The sequence below is a fragment of the Luteimonas vadosa genome (genome assembly GCF_039543545.1).
Classification (GTDB): Bacteria; Pseudomonadota; Gammaproteobacteria; order Xanthomonadales; family Xanthomonadaceae; genus Luteimonas; species Luteimonas vadosa.
Genome location: NZ_BAABJY010000002.1, coordinates 1,084,842 through 1,102,441 on the forward strand (window position 1 = coordinate 1,084,842; position 17,600 = coordinate 1,102,441).

13 protein-coding genes and 2 tRNA genes are annotated in these 17,600 nt (G+C 68.9%); 9 read left to right on the top strand and 6 right to left on the bottom strand.

Translation table 11 applies throughout. The annotated features are described in order from the left end of the window. Positions 1 to 8 precede the first annotated feature (8 nt). Complete coding sequence (locus ABD970_RS10845) at positions 9 to 1,889, bottom strand: SUMF1/EgtB/PvdO family nonheme iron enzyme (RefSeq protein WP_345295479.1); 1,881 nt, start codon at positions 1,887 to 1,889, stop codon at positions 9 to 11. Positions 1,890 to 2,009: 120 nt separating this feature from the next. On the opposite strand from ABD970_RS10845, the gene rnd reads away from it, so the two are divergent. Beyond that, positions 2,010 to 3,125 carry a ribonuclease D gene (gene rnd, locus ABD970_RS10850; RefSeq protein ID WP_345295480.1) on the top strand — a complete coding sequence of 372 codons (1,116 nt, stop codon included), beginning with the start codon at positions 2,010 to 2,012 and terminating at the stop codon, positions 3,123 to 3,125. Positions 3,126 to 3,160: 35 nt separating this feature from the next. Here the strand turns inward: rnd and ABD970_RS10855 are convergent, their stop codons facing one another. After that, positions 3,161 to 4,648 carry a di-heme oxidoredictase family protein gene (locus ABD970_RS10855; protein WP_425563084.1) on the bottom strand — a complete coding sequence of 496 codons (1,488 nt, stop codon included), beginning with the start codon at positions 4,646 to 4,648 and terminating at the stop codon, positions 3,161 to 3,163. Positions 4,649 to 5,123: 475 nt separating this feature from the next. Further along, on the bottom strand, positions 5,124 to 5,801 hold the full coding sequence (locus tag ABD970_RS10860; protein ID WP_345295482.1) for a hypothetical protein: 678 nt from the start codon (positions 5,799 to 5,801) through the stop codon (positions 5,124 to 5,126). A 225-nt stretch (positions 5,802 to 6,026) separates the two neighbouring features. Between ABD970_RS10860 and ABD970_RS10865 the strand changes: the two genes are divergently transcribed. Beyond that, on the top strand, positions 6,027 to 7,940 hold the full coding sequence (locus tag ABD970_RS10865) for a winged helix-turn-helix domain-containing protein (protein WP_345295483.1): 1,914 nt from the start codon (positions 6,027 to 6,029) through the stop codon (positions 7,938 to 7,940). 88 nt (positions 7,941 to 8,028) lie between these two features. On the opposite strand, the gene ABD970_RS10870 is transcribed toward ABD970_RS10865, so the two are convergent. Next, positions 8,029 to 9,816, bottom strand: a complete 1,788-nt coding sequence (locus tag ABD970_RS10870; protein WP_345295484.1) for a TIR domain-containing protein — start codon at positions 9,814 to 9,816, stop codon at positions 8,029 to 8,031. 256 nt (positions 9,817 to 10,072) lie between these two features. Here ABD970_RS10870 and ABD970_RS10875 point away from each other — a divergent pair. The 7 genes from ABD970_RS10875 to ABD970_RS10905 all read left to right on the top strand — a co-directional run bounded on the left by ABD970_RS10875 (position 10,073) and on the right by ABD970_RS10905 (position 15,526). Continuing rightward, positions 10,073 to 10,148 (top strand) — tRNA-Ala (locus ABD970_RS10875). Between the two features lie 125 nt (positions 10,149 to 10,273). Next, positions 10,274 to 10,350: transfer RNA gene (locus ABD970_RS10880), tRNA-Arg, on the top strand. A gap of 114 nt (positions 10,351 to 10,464) precedes the next feature. Then, positions 10,465 to 12,000, top strand: a complete 1,536-nt coding sequence (amaB, locus tag ABD970_RS10885) for an L-piperidine-6-carboxylate dehydrogenase (protein WP_345295485.1) — start codon at positions 10,465 to 10,467, stop codon at positions 11,998 to 12,000. Positions 12,001 to 12,036: 36 nt separating this feature from the next. Further along, on the top strand, positions 12,037 to 12,318 hold the full coding sequence (locus ABD970_RS10890; RefSeq protein ID WP_345295486.1) for a DUF4190 domain-containing protein: 282 nt from the start codon (positions 12,037 to 12,039) through the stop codon (positions 12,316 to 12,318). Between the two features lie 2 nt (positions 12,319 to 12,320). Then, the gene (locus tag ABD970_RS10895; protein ID WP_345295487.1) at positions 12,321 to 13,379 is read left to right on the top strand and encodes a quinone-dependent dihydroorotate dehydrogenase; all 1,059 of its coding nucleotides are present in this window, start codon (positions 12,321 to 12,323) and stop codon (positions 13,377 to 13,379) included. Between the two features lie 34 nt (positions 13,380 to 13,413). Then, entirely contained in the window at positions 13,414 to 14,493 is a 1,080-nt protein-coding gene (gene murB, locus ABD970_RS10900; protein ID WP_345295488.1) for a UDP-N-acetylmuramate dehydrogenase, read from the top strand. Between the two features lie 163 nt (positions 14,494 to 14,656). Then, entirely contained in the window at positions 14,657 to 15,526 is an 870-nt protein-coding gene (locus tag ABD970_RS10905; RefSeq protein ID WP_486346771.1) for a DMT family transporter, read from the top strand. 13 nt (positions 15,527 to 15,539) lie between these two features. On the opposite strand, the gene ABD970_RS10910 is transcribed toward ABD970_RS10905, so the two are convergent. Both ABD970_RS10910 and ispG read right to left on the bottom strand, forming a co-directional pair. After that, complete coding sequence (locus tag ABD970_RS10910) at positions 15,540 to 16,283, bottom strand: phosphatase PAP2 family protein (protein ID WP_425563101.1); 744 nt, start codon at positions 16,281 to 16,283, stop codon at positions 15,540 to 15,542. Continuing rightward, positions 16,234 to 17,520: a flavodoxin-dependent (E)-4-hydroxy-3-methylbut-2-enyl-diphosphate synthase gene (ispG, locus tag ABD970_RS10915; protein WP_345295491.1), complete on the bottom strand. Its 1,287-nt coding sequence runs from the start codon at positions 17,518 to 17,520 to the stop codon at positions 16,234 to 16,236. The genes ABD970_RS10910 and ispG overlap by 50 nt, the downstream gene beginning before the upstream one ends. Positions 17,521 to 17,600 lie beyond the last annotated feature (80 nt).

A 17,600-nucleotide genomic window follows, 5' to 3' on the forward strand; every position in this document is an offset into this window, starting at 1 on the left:
GCACGGACTCAGATCTCACGCACCACGCGGAAGCCGATCCGCGCATTGGTCACATCGACCTGCGCCGGCGCCCGCCAGGAGGCCCGGGTCTGCGCGGGGGAGCTTGCCCAGGATCCGCCGCGGATCACCTGCGTGCGGCATCCCGGGTTGACCCAGGCCGCGCCGCTTTGCGGGGCCCGCCGGTAACTTTCGTGCCAGCAATCGGTAACCCACTCGCTGACGTTGCCCGACAGGTCGTGCACGCCCCACGGATTGGCGCGGAAACTGCCCACGCTCGCGGGACCCCAATGGCCGTCCCCGTAACCGGGGAAGGCATTGCTCCAGCTGCGGCCGCCGGGCGAACGGTCCAGTCCGCCGGTGAAATTGCCCGCTCCGTCCTGGGGCCCCTGGTCGCCCCAGGGATAGATCGCGTCGCGACCCGCGCGCAGCACGTACTCGAACTCGGCCTCGCTGGGCAACCGGTAGCGCTGGCCGCTCTCCTGCGCCAGCCATTCGACGTAGGCCTGCGCATCGCGCGCGCTGACATGAACGACCGGCGATGTGGCCGGAGCGCGCGCGCCGCCGGCGTAGTCCGAGCGCCAGTCCACGCCGCTGCGCCGGATGAAGTTGCCACTTCGTTCGTCATAGGCCATCGAGTAACCGCGCCGCCCGGCGCGGGTGTCGCGGCCGGTCGCGGCGACGAAACGCCCGAATTCGGCCACGCTGACTTCATGCACGGAGATCGCGAAGCCCCGGTCGAAACGGATGTTGCGTCGTGGCTTCTCGCTGGGCTCGGCGTCTTCGTCGTCGACCCGGGCACCCATCGCGAAGGCCCCGTGCGGCACGACGATCATCTGCGGACCACGCGCGCCGCTCTCCATCGCGTCGGTGAAGACCTGGCCTGGCCGGAACAGGCCGTAGTGCACGGCCAGTTCGATCCGGTCGCGCAGCTCGGCCACCGCCGGATCGCCCGGTTCGGCGATCGCCAGCATCGAGGCAAGGTGTTCGCGGGCCCGCGCGATCCCGTTGAACTGGCCCAGCGCCGCGATGCCCGCGTCGCGAAGGCGCGAGATCCGGGCGGCGCGCATAGTCGCGACCCGTGCCTCGGCGTCGTCGTTGGTCTCGCTCCCGGGGCGCACTTTCGCGGCGTGGTCCAGCCAGGTCCGGGCCTCGTCGAAATCACCCTCGCGCGCGGCGTCTTCCGCCCGGCGGATCAGGCCGCTCTCCACCGCCGCCAGGGTCTGCATGGCGCGCGGCTGGCCGGGGCGCAGCGCAAGGGCCTGGCGGATCGCGGGGAGCGCGCCGTTCCCTGTTTCGCCGTAGCGACCGGCCCGCAAGTCCTCTTCGGCCTCGCGGTTGAGATCCCACAACTGGTCGGCGACATCGACTTCCGACAGGTAGGCCGTCGTGGCCGCAGCGTCGGGCGCCACGCTTCGCGCGACCGCGGCCTTGGCATGGGCGTCGCGCAGCGCTTCGAATTCGTCGTCCGCGCGCGCCAGCGCCGCGCGTCCCTCGGCGATCACCTGCGCCACCGCTCGCTGCAAGCCCAGCTCGGCACTTTCGTCACCCGGGTCTTCGCCAAGGATGGCCAAGTACAACGGGATGGCCGAGTCGGCGTCCTCGTGCAGCCGGCCCTCCGCCAATGCCGTGTCGGCGCGCCTGCGCACGGCATCCACGCCCGCCTCGTCGATCTCCACCTTGGGCGGCCGCCAAGTCAGGGTGGCCGCGATGCGATCGTCGCCACTGATGCTGACGCTGCCATCCTGCGCGCGGGCCAGTGGTTCCGGGTCGGCTGGCATCGCGGGTGTCTCGGCGTCGCGTGCGCAGCCGATGCACGCGGCCGACAACGCCAGCAGCAGGGCCGTGGCGAGCCGCGTCCCGCTGCCTGGCGATGTCGTTGGTCGCACCATGGCGGCAAGGGTACGACATGGCGCGCTGGCTGCGCGCATGGCGTCGTGGCGCGCCCGTCTTGCGCCGGCGCAGGCTTTCCGGTTTGCCTGCCGCGACCCGGCGCCGTTACGCTGGCCACGATGAACGACCAAGACCACCTCTGGATTTCCACCCCCGACGCGCTCAGCGCGCACTTCGAGGCCACGCCCGCGCGGATCGGGCTGGACACCGAATTCATCCGCGAGCGCACGTACTGGCCGCAGCTGGCCCTGGTGCAGATCGCCGTCGGCGGAGCCGTGCTGCTGGTCGACCCGCTCGCCCCCGGGATGCCCGCGGCGCTGGCGCCGATCCTGACCGACCCTCGCATCCTCAAGGTGATGCACAGCGCCAGCGAGGACCTCGTCGCCTTCAAGCACGCGTGCGGCGTGGTGCCGTCACCGCTGTTCGACACCCAGGTCGCCGCCGCGCTGGCCGGCGTGGGCGCGGGCATCGGCTACCAGAAACTGGTTTCGGAAACGCTTGATGTCGTGCTCGAAAAGGGCGAAACCCGCTCGGACTGGTTGCGCCGCCCGCTGTCGCCATCGCAACTGCAATACGCGGCCGACGACGTTCGCCACCTGTTCGCGCTGCATGATGCCCTGGCAGGAAAGCTGGATGCACTGGACCGGCTGGCGTGGTGCGAGGAGGACTGCGCGCGCATGGTCGCCAACGCCCGCGAAGACGAACTGGAACGCTGGCCGCACCTGGCGCTCCGGACCACGCGCTACCTCGACCCGCAGGCGCGGCGGCGCCTGCTCCGGCTGCTGCGCTGGCGCGATGCCTACGCACGGGACAACGACCGCCCACGCACCTGGATCCTCGACAACGAACTGGCGACGTTGCTGGCCCGCGATCCGCCAATCGATGAAGCCGGACTGCAGCGCCAGCTCGATGCCCATCCCAAGGCCCCACGCCGGCTCGCCGACCTGGTGTGGCGCGCAATGACCACGCCTCTGGACGATGAAGCCGAGGCCCCCGCCCCACGGGACGAAGACCGTGACAAGCAGGCCCTCCGCCGGCTGCAGGATGCGGTCGCGGAACGGAGCCGTGAGCTCGCGCTTCCGGATGGCGTCCTGGCCTCGCGACGCTGGCTGCAGGCCCTGCTCGCCCGCGGAGGCGAAGGCGACGCCTGGCCCGACATGCTCGATGGTTGGCGCCGCGCGGAGCTGGAGACGGCGCTCGCACCCTTGCTGGAGGCCGACACGGCCGACCAGTGAGATGACCCGGCTTGCCTCTGTCGCCGACCCGTTGCTCAGGGTCCGAGCGCCTGCGCCAGCGCATCCTTGTTGAGCGGGCGATAGCGTGAATCCACCACCAGCGATCGGGTTCCCGGTGGGAGCATCTGCAAGGACTTGAGGAATTCGACCACCGCCGCCTGCTGTCCTGGCGGCAGTGCCCGGTAGGCCTCGCGCACGGCACGGGCTTCGCCGCCGTGGGCAAGGATGGCGTCGGTGAGCGTGGTCAGGTCGCCCCGGTGTCCGTACGGCGCTGAGTTGCCGACGTCCCAGAGCTTGCGGGTCAGGAACAGTTCCGTTGCGATGCCGGCCTGCTTCACCCGCTCGTTGCAGTAGTGGCGGATGTCGTCGTCGCAGAGATCGTGGCGCTTCAGGTCGGTGTAGGCGCGCACCACGGCGCCGCCGCCGCGCGTGGCCTCGAGGCGAGGAAGCTCCCCCTGCCGCGTCAGGTCGAAGGCATGCCCTCGGTCCACGTCTTCCGGCCGCAGGTTCCCCGGCGGATTGAACGGGTTGGGCTCGGTGAACAAGCGGCTGCGCAGCGTCATGGCCGGTACGTGGCATCCGCTGCAGCCGATCGCGTCGAAGCTCCTTTCGCCCTGCAACACCGCACGCCTCGCCTCGAAGGCATCGGGAAAGACCTGCCCGGGCGTCGCCAGCGCCGCCTGGTACAGGGTCAGCGCCGTGATGTCGCCGACGCTCAGCTCGTCGGGGATGCCGTCCGCATCGTGGTCGTCGCTGCCCGTGCGCGCGGTTCCGAAGCGTTCCACCGACTGCATGCCATGGTGGTGGTTCATCGCGTTGTTGCTGAATTCCCGCAGGGACACCACGGCGCCTTTCTGGTGGAAGGGACGGACCACGAGGTCCGCATCCACGCCGGCCACTTCGCTGGTGTCCAGGCTGCCATCGGGCCGCGCGGTGAGGGCGCCGAAGGAGATTCCGTTGGCGAGCAGGCCCGTTCGGACCGGAAGCCCCGTCGCTTGCGCGCGGGCCAGGGCATGCAACCGCGCGGCGTGCAGTTGCCCGCTCATTTCCCGCGCCAGCATCTCGATCGCGCCGCTGCCCTGCATGCCCAGGGTATTGCGCTCGTTGCTGAAGTCGGGCGAGACCGACTCGGTCACCGGTTCGAGCGCTTGCGCAAGTACGAAGACATTCGCGACGACTTCGCCGGCGCCGCCGATGAACGGGTCGTTGTGGCAGCCCGAGCAAGCGTTGGCGTCGGGGCCGGACGTGCGCAGGAACACCGGTTGCCCCTCGGGATCACGGAGCACGCCCGTGCCCGTGGCGGCCGGCCTCCCCTGGCCATCGAAGCGGTTGAACTTCGCCGTGAACAGCTGCTCGCCATGCGCGAGCACGTCGTCGAACCCGATCCGGCCCGCGGCGATGTCCGCCTCTTCAAGGTGCATGCCCAAGGCGGGACCATCGCCGATGAGCGCAACTTCGTTGGCGGTACGCGCGCCGGGTGTGGCCGGTGCGAGGCTGGCGACAATCCCTGTCGCGGCCTCCATGTTTTCCGATGAAGCGCCGAGCAAGGCCGGCAGGTGCCACAGCGCCCAAGCACTCAGCGGCAAGGCCAAGGCAAGCGCGACGACCCAGTGGTGTTTGCGGGATTTCCTGTTCGCATCCATCGCACCCCCCATGGTGACCTGTTGTCGGCTGGACTCATCCACGACGGGTGGCGGACGAGCGGCTCAGTGATCACCCGCATCCAGGAACTGGGCAGCCAAGCCGTCCCGGGCCAAGCGGCCGATCTGTCTCCCCTGGCCTCCGACTCCCGTCGCCATGTCGCACGCCGACCGCCTGCGGCCCCCCGAGCTGCGCCCTCGACGCAAGGAACCGGTGCAAGGCCGAATCATTCCCGCAAGCACTCCCGCGACCGAGGTGCATCGGGATGGCGACTGCATGGGCAGGCCGGCCGGGCATCGCCGCGATGCAGGGCGATGCCGGGTCGCAGACCGGCCGGCGCGCGGATCGCACCCTCCCCTACGGCATGTGGATCGAGGCCTGGATGGTGGAGCACTCGCCATCCTCGTCCGGAACGTCGCCGGGTCCCGCCGCGAACCCATCCGGTCCGAGGAAAGTGGTGCAACCGCCCAGGAACGAACTGATCTGGCTCTTCAGCATCTGGCCCGTCTTCGCGGGACCGTGGCTGTGCAGGAGCAGATGGACTTCAGCCCCGTAAGGGTTGGTCAGGCCGACTGCCAGGCCGGGGAAGCCGATCTCGATGTGGCCGGAACCGCTCGCATCGCCGAGCGACAGGTGCCCACCGAAATTGGCCATGCCGTTTGCACCGATCACATGGCCCCCACCCAACAGGAAATCCCCTTGTACTGCGGGGTTGAACAGGTCCGGGGCACCGCAGGGCGTGGTGGCGCACTCGGCCGGGTTGTTGAACACGACGAACCAGAGCGTCACGGCACTGCCCTTGGGCAGACCCAGGCTGCTCCAGCGGGCGCTGACACCGGTTTCGGTGCGCACCAGCTTGGCATCGCCAACGATTGCAGCGGGATTCCAGAGCCAGAATGCGTCGGTGGTAGTGCTCTGGCTGCCAGCGAAGGCCTCCCCGGATGCACTCAGGGCAATGGCGAGCCCTAGCAGAGCGGCAGGGAGACGGGCCAGCGTCGGGTGCATTTTTTGCCGGGGCTGGGTCAGACTTTTCATGGCATTAATCCTCGAGTGAAATGACGGGTTCGCTTCCACGACGGCTGTCGTGAAGCTCGCTTCCGGCCCGATCGCGCCATGGGGACGCGGCGCAGGGCTCCGGTTGGCCCACGCTAGCCCCGGTCAGCGTTGCAAGTAACGAGACAAGCGGCCGGAATTCGTCTAAAAACAATCAAATTTGGGCGAAAGCGGCTCTCCTGGGCAGGTCAACGACAGGGACACGGCATGCCGACCTCCGAACTGGAGCACCACGTCTACCGCTTCGGCGATTTCACGCTCGACCTCGAGCGCGGCGCCGTTCTGCGGGCCGGCGAGGAACTGAAGCTGCGTCCCAAGGCCTTCGAGGTCCTGCGCTACCTCGTCGAGCAGCATGGCCGGCTGGTCGGCAAGGACGAATTGCTCGACGCGGTCTGGAGCCCGGTGGTGGTCACGGAGGACTCGGTGACCCAGTGCCTGATGGAGATCCGCCAGGCGCTCGACGACCACGACCACAGCCTGATCCGCACCGTGCCGCGACGCGGCTACATCTTCGAAGGCGCGGTCCAGGGCCCCGGCCCGGTGCCGCAGGTGGTAACGCCGGCGCACGAAGTCTTAGGCATCCGCCGCCCCCCCACCCACAGGCGTCGCCACCTGCTGCTGGTGCTGCTGGCAGTCCTCCTGCTGGCGCTTTGGTGGCGTGGTGACGATCGCGGCAATCACGGACCGGCAGCCATCGCAAACAAGGGAGCCGACCCCACCAGCATCGCCGTCCTGCCCTTCGTCGACATGAGCCCACGGGGCGACCAGGCCTGGTTCGCAGATGGCATCTCGGAAGAGATCCTGAACCGGCTGGCAGCGATTCGGGACCTGCGCGTGATCGCAAGGACCTCCTCGTTCGCCTTCAAGGGCAAGCAGGCCGGCATCGACGAGATCGCCGGGACACTGGGCGTCGACCATGTCCTGGAGGGCAGTGTCCGGCGCACCGGCAACGACGTCCGGATCACCGCCCAGTTGATCCGCGCCGAGGACAGCTCCCACCTCTGGTCGCAGACCTACGACCGCACGCTGGAGGATGTCCTAGGCGTCCAGGACGACATCGCGGGAGCCGTAGCGGCTGCCCTGGAGAAGCGCCTAGCGGTGCCGGCGAGCGGGAGTGCAGCCAGAATCGACGAAAGTGCCTACGAGGCCTACCTGAAGGGCCGCTTTTTCTTCAATCGGCGGGGAGACGGAGACGTTGCCCGTGCCCTGCGGCAATTCGGACAGGCGATCCGTCTCCATCCCGGCTTCGCCAGGGCTTGGGCCGGCCTGGCGGGTGCGTGGCGGGTGCATGCCTACGAGCCGGGAGCCGACAGGTCCGCGTCGGAAGTGCAGCTCAAGCGCGCCGCTGAGCGAGCCATCGCGCTGGATCCAACCTCGGCCGAGGCCTATATCCGCTTGGGCCACTACTACCGGGACATCCATGAGCGGCCGAAGGCCATCCCGTATTACCGGAAGGCATTCGCCCTCGAGCCGGACGATCCGTTCATCCTCTCCATGCGGGCGACGGTGGCCGAGGAGGAGGGCAAGCTGGAACAGGCGATCGCCCTGCAACGCAAGGCGATCGCGGGCGACCCGTTGTCATTCATGTATCGCGACGCGTTGATCCTCTACCTCCTCGCTGCCGACCGGCTGGTGGATGCGAGGGCGGAGATCCGGGACACTCGGCCGCTCTTCCCGGGCAACGTCAGTCGTCTCGACGATCACTTGCTGACGATCACATTGCTGGAGGGCAGGTTCGACGAAGCCTTGCAGATCGCCGGCCGCATGCCGCCGGGGAAGCTTCGGGACCAGGCCATTGTGGTCGCGCGCGCGCGCGCGGGCGACGTCGGCGCATCGCGGATATTCGCCCGGTTCGATTCGCCGAAAAACGTGGAGGCTGCCATCCAGCTATCCGAGATCCACGCCCTCCTGGAGGATCCGGACGCAGCCTTCGACTGGCTGGAGGTCGCGCGGGCCCGCGCAGGCGACCCGGTCGCCGACCGCGACTCATGGCTGGCCCTGTACAACACCCGGTACTCGCCTTTCTTGAGACGGCTGCAATCCGATCCGCGGTGGGAGCAGGGTCGGGAAGCGAACTGGCAACGGTGGAATGCCTTGAGGGAAGCGCGACCCGGGCAGTAGGACGATCACGCAACCCCGGTGCACACGCCCGCAAGGTTTGAATCCCACCGGGTTGGATTCGTGCCTTGATCGGACCCGGCCAGGCGACTCAGCGGGCCGTTGCGAGGACTGCGCCACTCTCCTGCTTCAACCGTTCTTCCGCCTCGGCCACCATGGCCTGGTAGCGCGGCTCCGCACGCAGGATCTCGATGTCCGGGTCCGCCTTGGCATACGGCAGGAAGGTATCCGTGATCGTCTCGAACACCGGTCCGAGCATGTCCAGCGCCGCTTCCTTGTCCTTGAGGAAGACGCACAGCGCGCAACCGAAGTTGTAGCGCATGTTGAAGTTTCCCGGATCGATGAGCAGCGCACGCGTCATGCGCGACTTGGCGCGCTCGCCTTCACCCAGCGCGGCCAGCGCATAGGCGCTGTAGCCGGTCACCAGCGAGTTGTTGGGATCGTGCGTGAGGATGACCTCCGCGCGCTTGAGCGCCTGCGCCGCCGCCCGCCGTGCGCCCGCCATGTCGCCCAACGCGGTGTAGCAGCTGGTCAGCATCGAGGCCGAGTTGATGTCCGCCTCCATCAGTCCGGCCGCCTTTTCGTAGTAACGGATGGCGTCTTCGTGCTGGTGCATCTGGTAGCTCAGGCGCCCGGCCGACCGATTGACCTCGTAGGACTCGGGGTTCAACCGAAGCGCACTCGCGACTTCCGCCGCAGCGGCCTTGGGATCGCCATCCAGGAGCAGGATCTGCGCCTTGACCGCATGCGCCTCGGCCAGGTCCGGGTCCAGCTCCAGTGCACGCTCCACCGCCTTCATGCCGTCGTTGGAGCGCCCGCCCTGCGCGTCGCGCAGGTTCTTGTAGCCGATGGCCATCAGCGCCCACGCCTGGGCGTAGCCGGGGTCGATCTCGGTGGCATGGGCGCAGATGCGGATGATCGCCTCGGCCGCCCGGGCGTCGTACTCCTGCCCGGTGACCAGGGTCTGCCGAGCCATCAGGTAGAGGTTGTGCGCCTCGGCATTGTCCGTGCCGCGGCGCTCGATGGCCTTCTTCTCCTCCGGCAGCAGGCGCAGGCGGAGCGCCTTGACGATCGCCTCCGAGATCTCGTCCTGCAACGCGAAGATGTCGCTGGAATCGCGGTCGTAACGCTCCGCCCAGACATGGTTGTTGGTCTCGCAGTCGACCAGCTGGGCGCTGATGCGCACCCGGCCGCCCGCCTTGCGCACGCTGCCTTCCAGGACATGGCTGACCTTGAGGTCGCGCGCGACCTTCGGAACGTCGACGTGCTTGCCCTTGTACATGAACGCGCTGTTGCGCGAGACGATGCCCAGGGCGGAGACCTTGCTCAGGTCGGTGATGATGTCCTCGGTGATGCCGTCACTGAAGTACTCCTGCTCCGGGTCCCCGCTCATGTTGGCGAAGGGCAGCACGCAGATCGTGAACAACGGGGAGGCCTTGCCGCCACCGGCATCCGCGTCGGGCGCGCCGCCACCGGCATGGCTCGGGGCGCGGGCGATCATCGCCGCCAGCGCCTGCAGGAACTCCTGCGCCTGCGGGCTTTCCGGATCCTCGTTCCAGCCGTCCAAGTCCGTGGTGTGGATGGCGCGCACGTCCATCGGCAGGCGCGCGTTGTCGAAGCGCACCGGTACCAGGATGTTGCGGTCCGCCGCCTCCCTTGCCTCGCCCCGCACCCAGCGGGACACCACCGAGGTCGGGGTCCAGACCACCATCAAGGCCTTGGCGGCGTCGATTGCGGCATCGATCTGGTCGTCGAATTCCTGCCCGGGCGAGATCTCCGGATCCCACCAGACCGACCAGCCCCGGGCCTCGATCGCCGCGACCAGCGGCGCGACGCGAGCCTTGTCGGCGCGGGCGTAGGACACGAAGACATCGGCCATGCCAGGAAGCTCCCGATCGGAACGGGTGCCGCGGATCCCCTGCGGCCCGCCGAGCATACCCCGGAAGGCGCGCACGTCGCTTCGCGGGGGCGCTCGGCCGGGATCGTGGTCGATAGGTCCGCGAACTACCTGGAAAACGAGAAACCCGGCGAGCCGGGGCCACACGCCGACGCGGCATCGCCATGCGGGCCCGGCCCGCGGCTGGCGGCGCCGAGGGGCCGCCCGTATAATCCACGGCCTCCGGTCCTCCGGACACGGGGCGGTAGCTCAGCTGGGAGAGCGTCGCGTTCGCATCGCGAAGGTCGTGGGTTCGATCCCCATCCGCTCCACCATCCGCCGGCAACGGCGGCGTTGCATCCCCCCGTGGATGCGCACCGATCCGCAGGATGCCGGCGCCGCGAGGCGCCGGTTCCGTTTTTTGGCCTCGACGCGCCGCGCGTGAGAAAATGCCCGGTCGGCCCCCGTAGCTCAGCTGGATAGAGCGTCCCCCTCCTAAGGGGAAGGTCGTGCGTTCGAATCGCGCCGGGGGCGCCATTCATCGTGACGCGCCCGCCCTGCCGCGGCAGCCGTCGTCATCGGCGGCGCCCGGTTCCCATCGCCGTCCCGCCCGTTCCGCTTCGCCCGTCTTCAAATCGCAAGGAGTTCGCAATGACCCACCCCGTCCTCACCGCCCTCGGCCTGACCGACCGGGAATCCGGCACTTATCTCGGCAGCGGGGAGTGGTCGACGACCTCCGATGCCGGCGTGCTGGAACCCACCAGTCCCACCGATGGCAGCGTGCTGGCCGAGGTGAAGGCCTCGTCGAAGGCCGACTACGAGCGCATCGTCGAGCGTGCCCAGGCGGCGTTCAAGGTCTGGCGCAAGACGCCGGCGCCGCGACGCGGCGAGGCCGTGCGCATCTGCGCCGAGGCCCTGCGGCAGAACAAGGACGCGCTGGGATCGCTGGTGGCGCTCGAGATGGGCAAGTCCAAGCCCGAGGGCGACGGCGAGGTGCAGGAGATGATCGACATCGGCGAGTTCGCCGTTGGCCTGTCGCGCCAGCTCTACGGCCTGACCATGCATTCCGAACGACCGGGCCACCGCATGTACGAGCAGTGGCACCCCATCGGCCTGGTCGGGATCATCAGCGCCTTCAACTTCCCGGTCGCGGTGTGGGCCTGGAACGCCTTCGTCGCCGCCGTGTGCGGCAACATCTGCATCTGGAAGCCCTCGCCCAAGACCCCGCTGTCGGCGATTGCCTCCATCAAGATCTGCAACGCGGCGCTGAAGAAGGCCGGCTTCCCGGACCTGTTCTTCCTGTTCAATGACGCCGGCACCGATCTGGCGCAGGACTTCGTCGACGACAGGCGCATCGCGCTGGTCAGCTTCACCGGTTCGACCAAGGTCGGCCGCCAGGTCGGCGAGCGCGTCGCCAAACGCATGGGCCGCTCGCTGCTGGAACTGGGCGGCAACAACGCGATGATCGTGGACAAGACCGCGGACCTGAAGCTCGCGATCCCGGCGATCGTCTTCGGCGCCGTCGGCACCGCCGGCCAGCGTTGCACCAGCACCCGCCGCGCCTTCATCCACGAGGACATCTACGACGACGTGCTGGCCAAGCTGGTCGCCGCCTACAAGCAGGTCGAGGGCAAGATCGGCGACCCGACCGACCCGGCCAACCTGATGGGCCCGCTCAACAGCGCCGACGCGGTGCAGGGTTACCTGGAGGCCGTCGAGAAGGCCAAGGCCGCCGGCGGGACGGTGGCCACCGGCGGCAAGGCGCTGGACGACCGCAAGGGCCACTTCGTGCTGCCGACCATCATCACCGGGCTGTCCAACGACGCCGACGTGGTCCAGACCGAAACCTTTGCGCCGATCCTCTACGTGATGAAGTATTCCAAGCTCGACGACGCCATCGCCATGCAGAACGACGTCCCGCAGGGGCTGTCCTCGGCCATCTTCACCACCGACCTGCGCGCGTCAGAAGCCTTCCTGGCGGCATGGGGGTCGGACTGCGGCATCGCCAACGTCAATATCGGCACCTCGGGCGCGGAGATCGGTGGCGCGTTCGGCGGCGAGAAGGAAACCGGCGGTGGCCGCGAATCCGGCTCGGATGCGTGGAAGGCCTACATGCGCCGCCAAACCAATACCATCAACTACTCCGACGCGTTGCCGCTGGCGCAGGGCATCAAGTTCGACCTGTAAACCGGCCAGTTCCTCCGCCCCCGACGAGGCACGTCGATGTCCCACGCAGCGCCTGAAACCAACAGCCTGGCCATCATCAGCCTCGTCTTCGGCATCCTCGGCTGGTCGTTCCTGCCCGTGGTCGGTGGCCTGGTGGCCATCGTCACCGGGCACCTGGCGCGCAGCGAGATCCGGCGCGCGGCGGAACGACCCCAGGGAGACGGGATGGCGGTGGCCGGCCTGGTGCTGGGATACCTGGCGCTGGCGTCGGCCGTGGTCGTGCTGGGCGTGGTCCTGGCGTTCTTCGGCGGGTTGGCCTGGTTCGGGGCCTTCCAGTAAGCGTGTACGGCCTGGCGCGCCCGTTCCTGTTCGGCCTGGACGCCGAACGCGCCCACGGTGCCGGCCTCGTGGCGCTGGAGGCCGCCTATCGCAGCGGACTCAATCCCTTGCTGGGTCGACCGCCCGTACCCTTCCCCACCAAGGTCTTCGGCCTGACGTTCCCGAACCCCGTGGGGCTGGCTGCTGGAATGGACAAGAACGCGGCCTACGTCGACGCCCTGTTCGCGCTGGGGTTCGGGTTCATCGAAGTCGGCACCGTGACCCCGGAGCCGCAGGAAGGCAACGCCAAGCCACGGATGTTCCGCCTGCCGCGCCACCGCGCGGTCATCAACCGGCTGGGTTTCAACAACGACGGCGTCGAAGCCCTGGTGCGCAACGTGTCGCGGGCCCGCCGCAACACCGGCGGCCTGCTCGGCATCAACATCGGCAGGAACAAGGCCACGCCCAATGAATCGGCCGCCGCTGATTACCTGTTCTGCCTGGAGCGCGTCTATCCGCTGGCCGACTACGTCACCGTCAACATCTCCTCGCCCAACACCGCCGGCCTGCGCGAGCTGCAGGAGGAGCAGGCGCTGCGGCAGCTGGTCGGCACCCTGCGCGAGGCGCAGGAACGGCTCGGTGCACAGCACGGAAAGCGCGTGCCGATGCTGGTCAAGGTCGCGCCTGATCTGTCCGACGACGACATCGACGCCGCAGCGCGGGTGCTGACCGAACTGCAGGTCGATGGCGTGATCGCCACCAACACCACGGTGTCGCGCATCGCGGTCCAGGACGATCCCCGCGCCCGCGAAACCGGTGGGCTCTCGGGCGCGCCGCTGATGGACAAGTCCACCGCCGTGCTGCGGATGCTGCGCACGCGGCTGCCGGAAAGCATCCCCCTGGTCGGCGTCGGCGGGATCCTTTCCGGAGCGGACGCGGCCAAGAAGATGGCGGCAGGCGCGAGCCTCGTGCAGTGCTACACCGGCCTGGTCTACCGCGGTCCGTCGCTGATCGGCGACTGCGTGGAGGCCATCCGGCGCCGCAAGGAAGCCCCCAGCCGGGGCAACCTGCCCAACCGATGAGCGCACCGCCCGCGACGCCCACTGGGCCTGGCCGATGAACCCGGGATTCCGCCAGCGCCGCGACGCCGGGCTGCGCTCGCGCAACACTTTCGGCATCGGCGCCCGAGCACCCCTGCTGCTGGAGATCGACGACCCCGCCGCCTTGCCCCTAGCGCTGGCGCTGCCCGAGGTTTCCGCTGGCCCGGTGCTGGTGTTGGGCGGCGGCAGCAACCTCCTGTTCGCCGCCGATCCCGCCGGCACGGTCCTCGCCCTGCGCAACCAGCGCATCGCCTTGCATTCAGAGCAAGGCGACAGCGTCGTGGTCCGGGCGGATGCTGGCCTGGACTGGCACGCCTGCGTGCAGTGGACGCTCGCCCAGGGCTTGTGTGGCCTTGAAAACCTGTCCCTGATCCCGGGCACGGTTGGCGCCGCACCGATCCAGAACATCGGCGCCTATGGCGTCGAGGTGCGCGACCGGATCCACGCGGTCGAGGCCTGGGACCGCGAAACCGCCATGCCGGTCCGGCTCAATCCCGACGACTGTGCCTTCGCCTATCGCGACAGCCGGTTCAAGCGCGAGCCGGACCGATGGATCGTGCTGGCGGTCGAGTTCGCGCTGTCGCGCACCCCCTCCCTGCACCTGGACTACGCGGGCATCGCGGCCGAGCTGGAATCGATGGGGATCGACACGCCGGGGGCGAAGCAGGTCTCGGAGGCGGTGACCCGCATCCGCCGCCGCAAGCTGCCCGACCCGGCGGCGATCGGCAATGCCGGCAGCTTCTTCAAGAATCCGGTCGTCCCAGCGACGCACGCCGATGCGCTGCTCGGCGACCATCCCGGCCTGCCGGTCTTCCCGGTCGCGCCGTTTCCCGCCGATGCCGCGCTGCACGACGCATCCGGCGTGACCGGCCTGCGCAAGCTCTCGGCTGCGTGGCTGATCGACGCCTGCGGCTGGAAGGGCCACCGCGACGGCGACGCTGGCGTGTCCGCGGACCATGCACTGGTGCTGGTCAACCACGGCAGCGCCAGCGGCCGGCAGCTGCTCGACCTCGCCCGGCGCATCGCCGCGTCCGTCGAGGCCCGTTTCGGCGTCGCGCTCGAGCCGGAACCGCGCATCATCGGCGCGGATTGGTGATGCCGGGCACCCGTAGGGCGAAGCAGGTCGCACCGGCACCAAGCCGTCGTGGGCCATGGCCCGTGCTGCGCTTCCCGGGCGTCCCACTCGATCGGGAACCGTTTCCCGGTGGAGGCCCTTGGTGACCGACGCCCGCTCGCCGCACACGCGCGCCGCCCTGCTGATGCTCGGCAGCACGATGTTCTTCGCCCTGATGGTCGTGGCGATCCGTCTCGCGTCGCAGACGCTGCATACCTTCGAGATCGCGTTCTTCCGCAACTTCTTCGGCCTGCTGGCCGCGCTGCCGCTGCTGCTGCGGCATGGGCCCGGGCTGCTGAAGACGACCCAGCTGCCGCGCTATTTCATCCGCTGCCTGATCGGCGTCGTGTCGATGTTCTGCGGCTTCTGGGCGATCGGCAACCTGCCGCTGGCGCAGGCGGTATCGCTCTCGTATTCCACTCCGATCTTCGTCACCATCGCCGCGGTGATCTTCCTGCACGAGCAGGTCCGGGCACGGCGCTGGACGGCGGTGGTGCTGGGTTTCATCGGCGTGCTGGTGATCGTGCGTCCCGGCACCGGCGACTTTTCCGCCGCGACGCTGGTGGCGGTAACGGCGGCCCTGCTCAGTGGCATCGTCTCGATCCAGATCAAGCAGCTGTCCTGGACCGAGCCGGCCGATCGCATCGTGCTACTCACCACGGCGATCTGGGTGCCGATGTCCCTGGTCCCGGCGCTGCTGGTCTGGGAATGGCCGCAGGGCATCACCTGGCTGTGGGTGGTCGCGGCCGGGGTGCTGGGGACCAGCGGCCACATGCTCTGGACCCGCGCGCTGAAACTTGGCGACGTGTCCGCACTCACCCCGATCAGCTTCATGCAGTTGCCGGTGGTGGCCGTGTTCGGCTTCGTGCTGTTCGGCGAAGTCGTGGATCGCTACACCGCCCTGGGCGCGGCCATCATCTTCGGCGCCAACAGCTACATCGCCTATCGCGAAGCGGTGCTGTCGCGGCGCGGCGCGACGGAAGCGCCGGTGGAGGCCGCCAAGCCGGCCGAATGACCGGCCGGCGGCGTCATGCGACGTCGATCCCCTGCCAGGGCCGCCGCCCGCCGCTGTAGACCAGCCCGTAGTTGGCCACGGTCCAGACCAGCGCCGCCGTCCAGCCGGCAAGGATGTCCGAGGGGTAGTGCACGCCCAGGTAGATGCGCGACAGCCCGACCAGGACCACGAACCCCGCGGCAACCGCGATGGCGATCCACCGCCAACGCGTCCACCAGCACAGCAGCACCACGACCGCGGCCAAGGTCATCGAGCCCATGGCATGGCCGCTTGGGAAGCTGAAGGTGGTTTCCGGGGCGATCGAATTCCAGAGGCTCGGGCGCACGCGTGCATAGGCATGCTTGGCCGCCAGGTTGAGCAGGGCCGAACCGACCACCGATGCCGCCACGAACACGCCCGCCCGGAAGTGGCGCCGGATCGCCAGGCCGAGTACCAGCAGGATGTCGATCGGCACGACCCCGTACAGGTAGCCCAGTGCCGACATCGCAATGAACAGGCGGTCGTACCCGGCGCTCGCCATCGCGTGCGCGACCTCCAGGCCGGGCTGGTCGAACGCGAACACTTCGCCATCGCGCAAGTGGTCCACCAGCTCCCCGTATCCCCACAACGGCAGCAACAGCCCCGCGAAGACCAGCAGCAGCCGCCGGCCGTGGACGCGCAGGAACGCGTTGCCCACGCGCGCCTCGGTCTTGACGGCCTCGACGGCCTCAGCCGGTGCCGGCAGGGTCCCTGGCTTGTCCGTACTTGCGTTCGACATAGTCATCGACCAGCGCGACGAAATCGGCCGCAATGCTATCGCCACGCAAGGTGACGGTCTTTTCACCGTCGACGAAGACCGGCGCCGACGGCGCCTCGCCCGTCCCGGGCAGGGAGATGCCGATGTCGGCATGCCGGGATTCGCCCGGGCCATTGACCACGCATCCCATCACCGCGAGGGTCAGGTTCTCGGCGCCGGGATGGCTGATCCGCCATTGCGGCATGCGGTCGCGCACGTGCTCCTGCACGTCCTTGGCCAGTTGCTGGAAGAATTCCGAGGTGGTGCGCCCGCAGCCGGGGCAAGCGGTCACCATCGGCGTGAACGCGCGCAGCCCCATCGTCTGCAGCAATTCCTGCGCGACCACCACCTCCTGGGTGCGCGGCGCGCCGGGCTCGGGCGTGAGCGAGATGCGGATGGTGTCGCCGATGCCTTCCTGCAACAGCACCGCCAGGGCCGCGCTGGAGGCGACGATGCCCTTGCTGCCGATGCCGGCCTCGGTCAGGCCCAGGTGGAGCGCGTAGTCGCTGCGCGTCGCGAGCTCCCGGTAGACGGCGACGAGTTCCTGCACGCCGCTGACCTTGCACGACAGCACGATGCGCTCGCGGGGCATGCCCAGCTCGACCGCCCGCCCGGCCGAATCGAGCGCGGAACGGATCAGCGCCTCGCGCAGGACCCGGCCCGCATCCCAGGGCACTTCGCGCCGCGCGTTCTCGTCCATCAGTGCGGTGGCCAGCGACTGGTCCAGCGAACCCCAGTTGACGCCGATCCGCACCGGTTTCCCGTACCGGTTGGCCAGCTCGATCATCTGCGCGAACTGGCTGTCGCGCTTGCGCCCGAAGCCGACGTTGCCGGGATTGATCCGGTATTTGGCAAGCGCCTGCGCGCACGCCGGCTCGTCTGCCAGCAACTGGTGTCCGTTGTAGTGGAAGTCGCCGACGATCGGCACCTCGACGCCCATCATCGCCAGCTTGTCGACGATGCGCGGCACGGCGGCCGCAGACTCCGGGTTGTTCACGGTCACCCGCACGATCTCGGAGCCCGCGCGCCACAGGGCCGCGACCTGCTTCACCGTGGCAGCGACATCCGCGGTGTCGGTATTGGTCATCGACTGCACCACGACCGGCGCATCGCCGCCCACGCGCACGCCGCCGATCACGACCTGCCGGGTCGCACGGCGCGGCGCGGGGCCGAAGCGCGACTCGATCAACGATGTACAGGGCAGCGGTTGTGCGGACATGGCGTCATTTTAGCGCCAGTCCGCGAAATCCACGGCCCCACGCTGTGCCACCTTGCAACGCCAACCTGGCAAGGGAACGG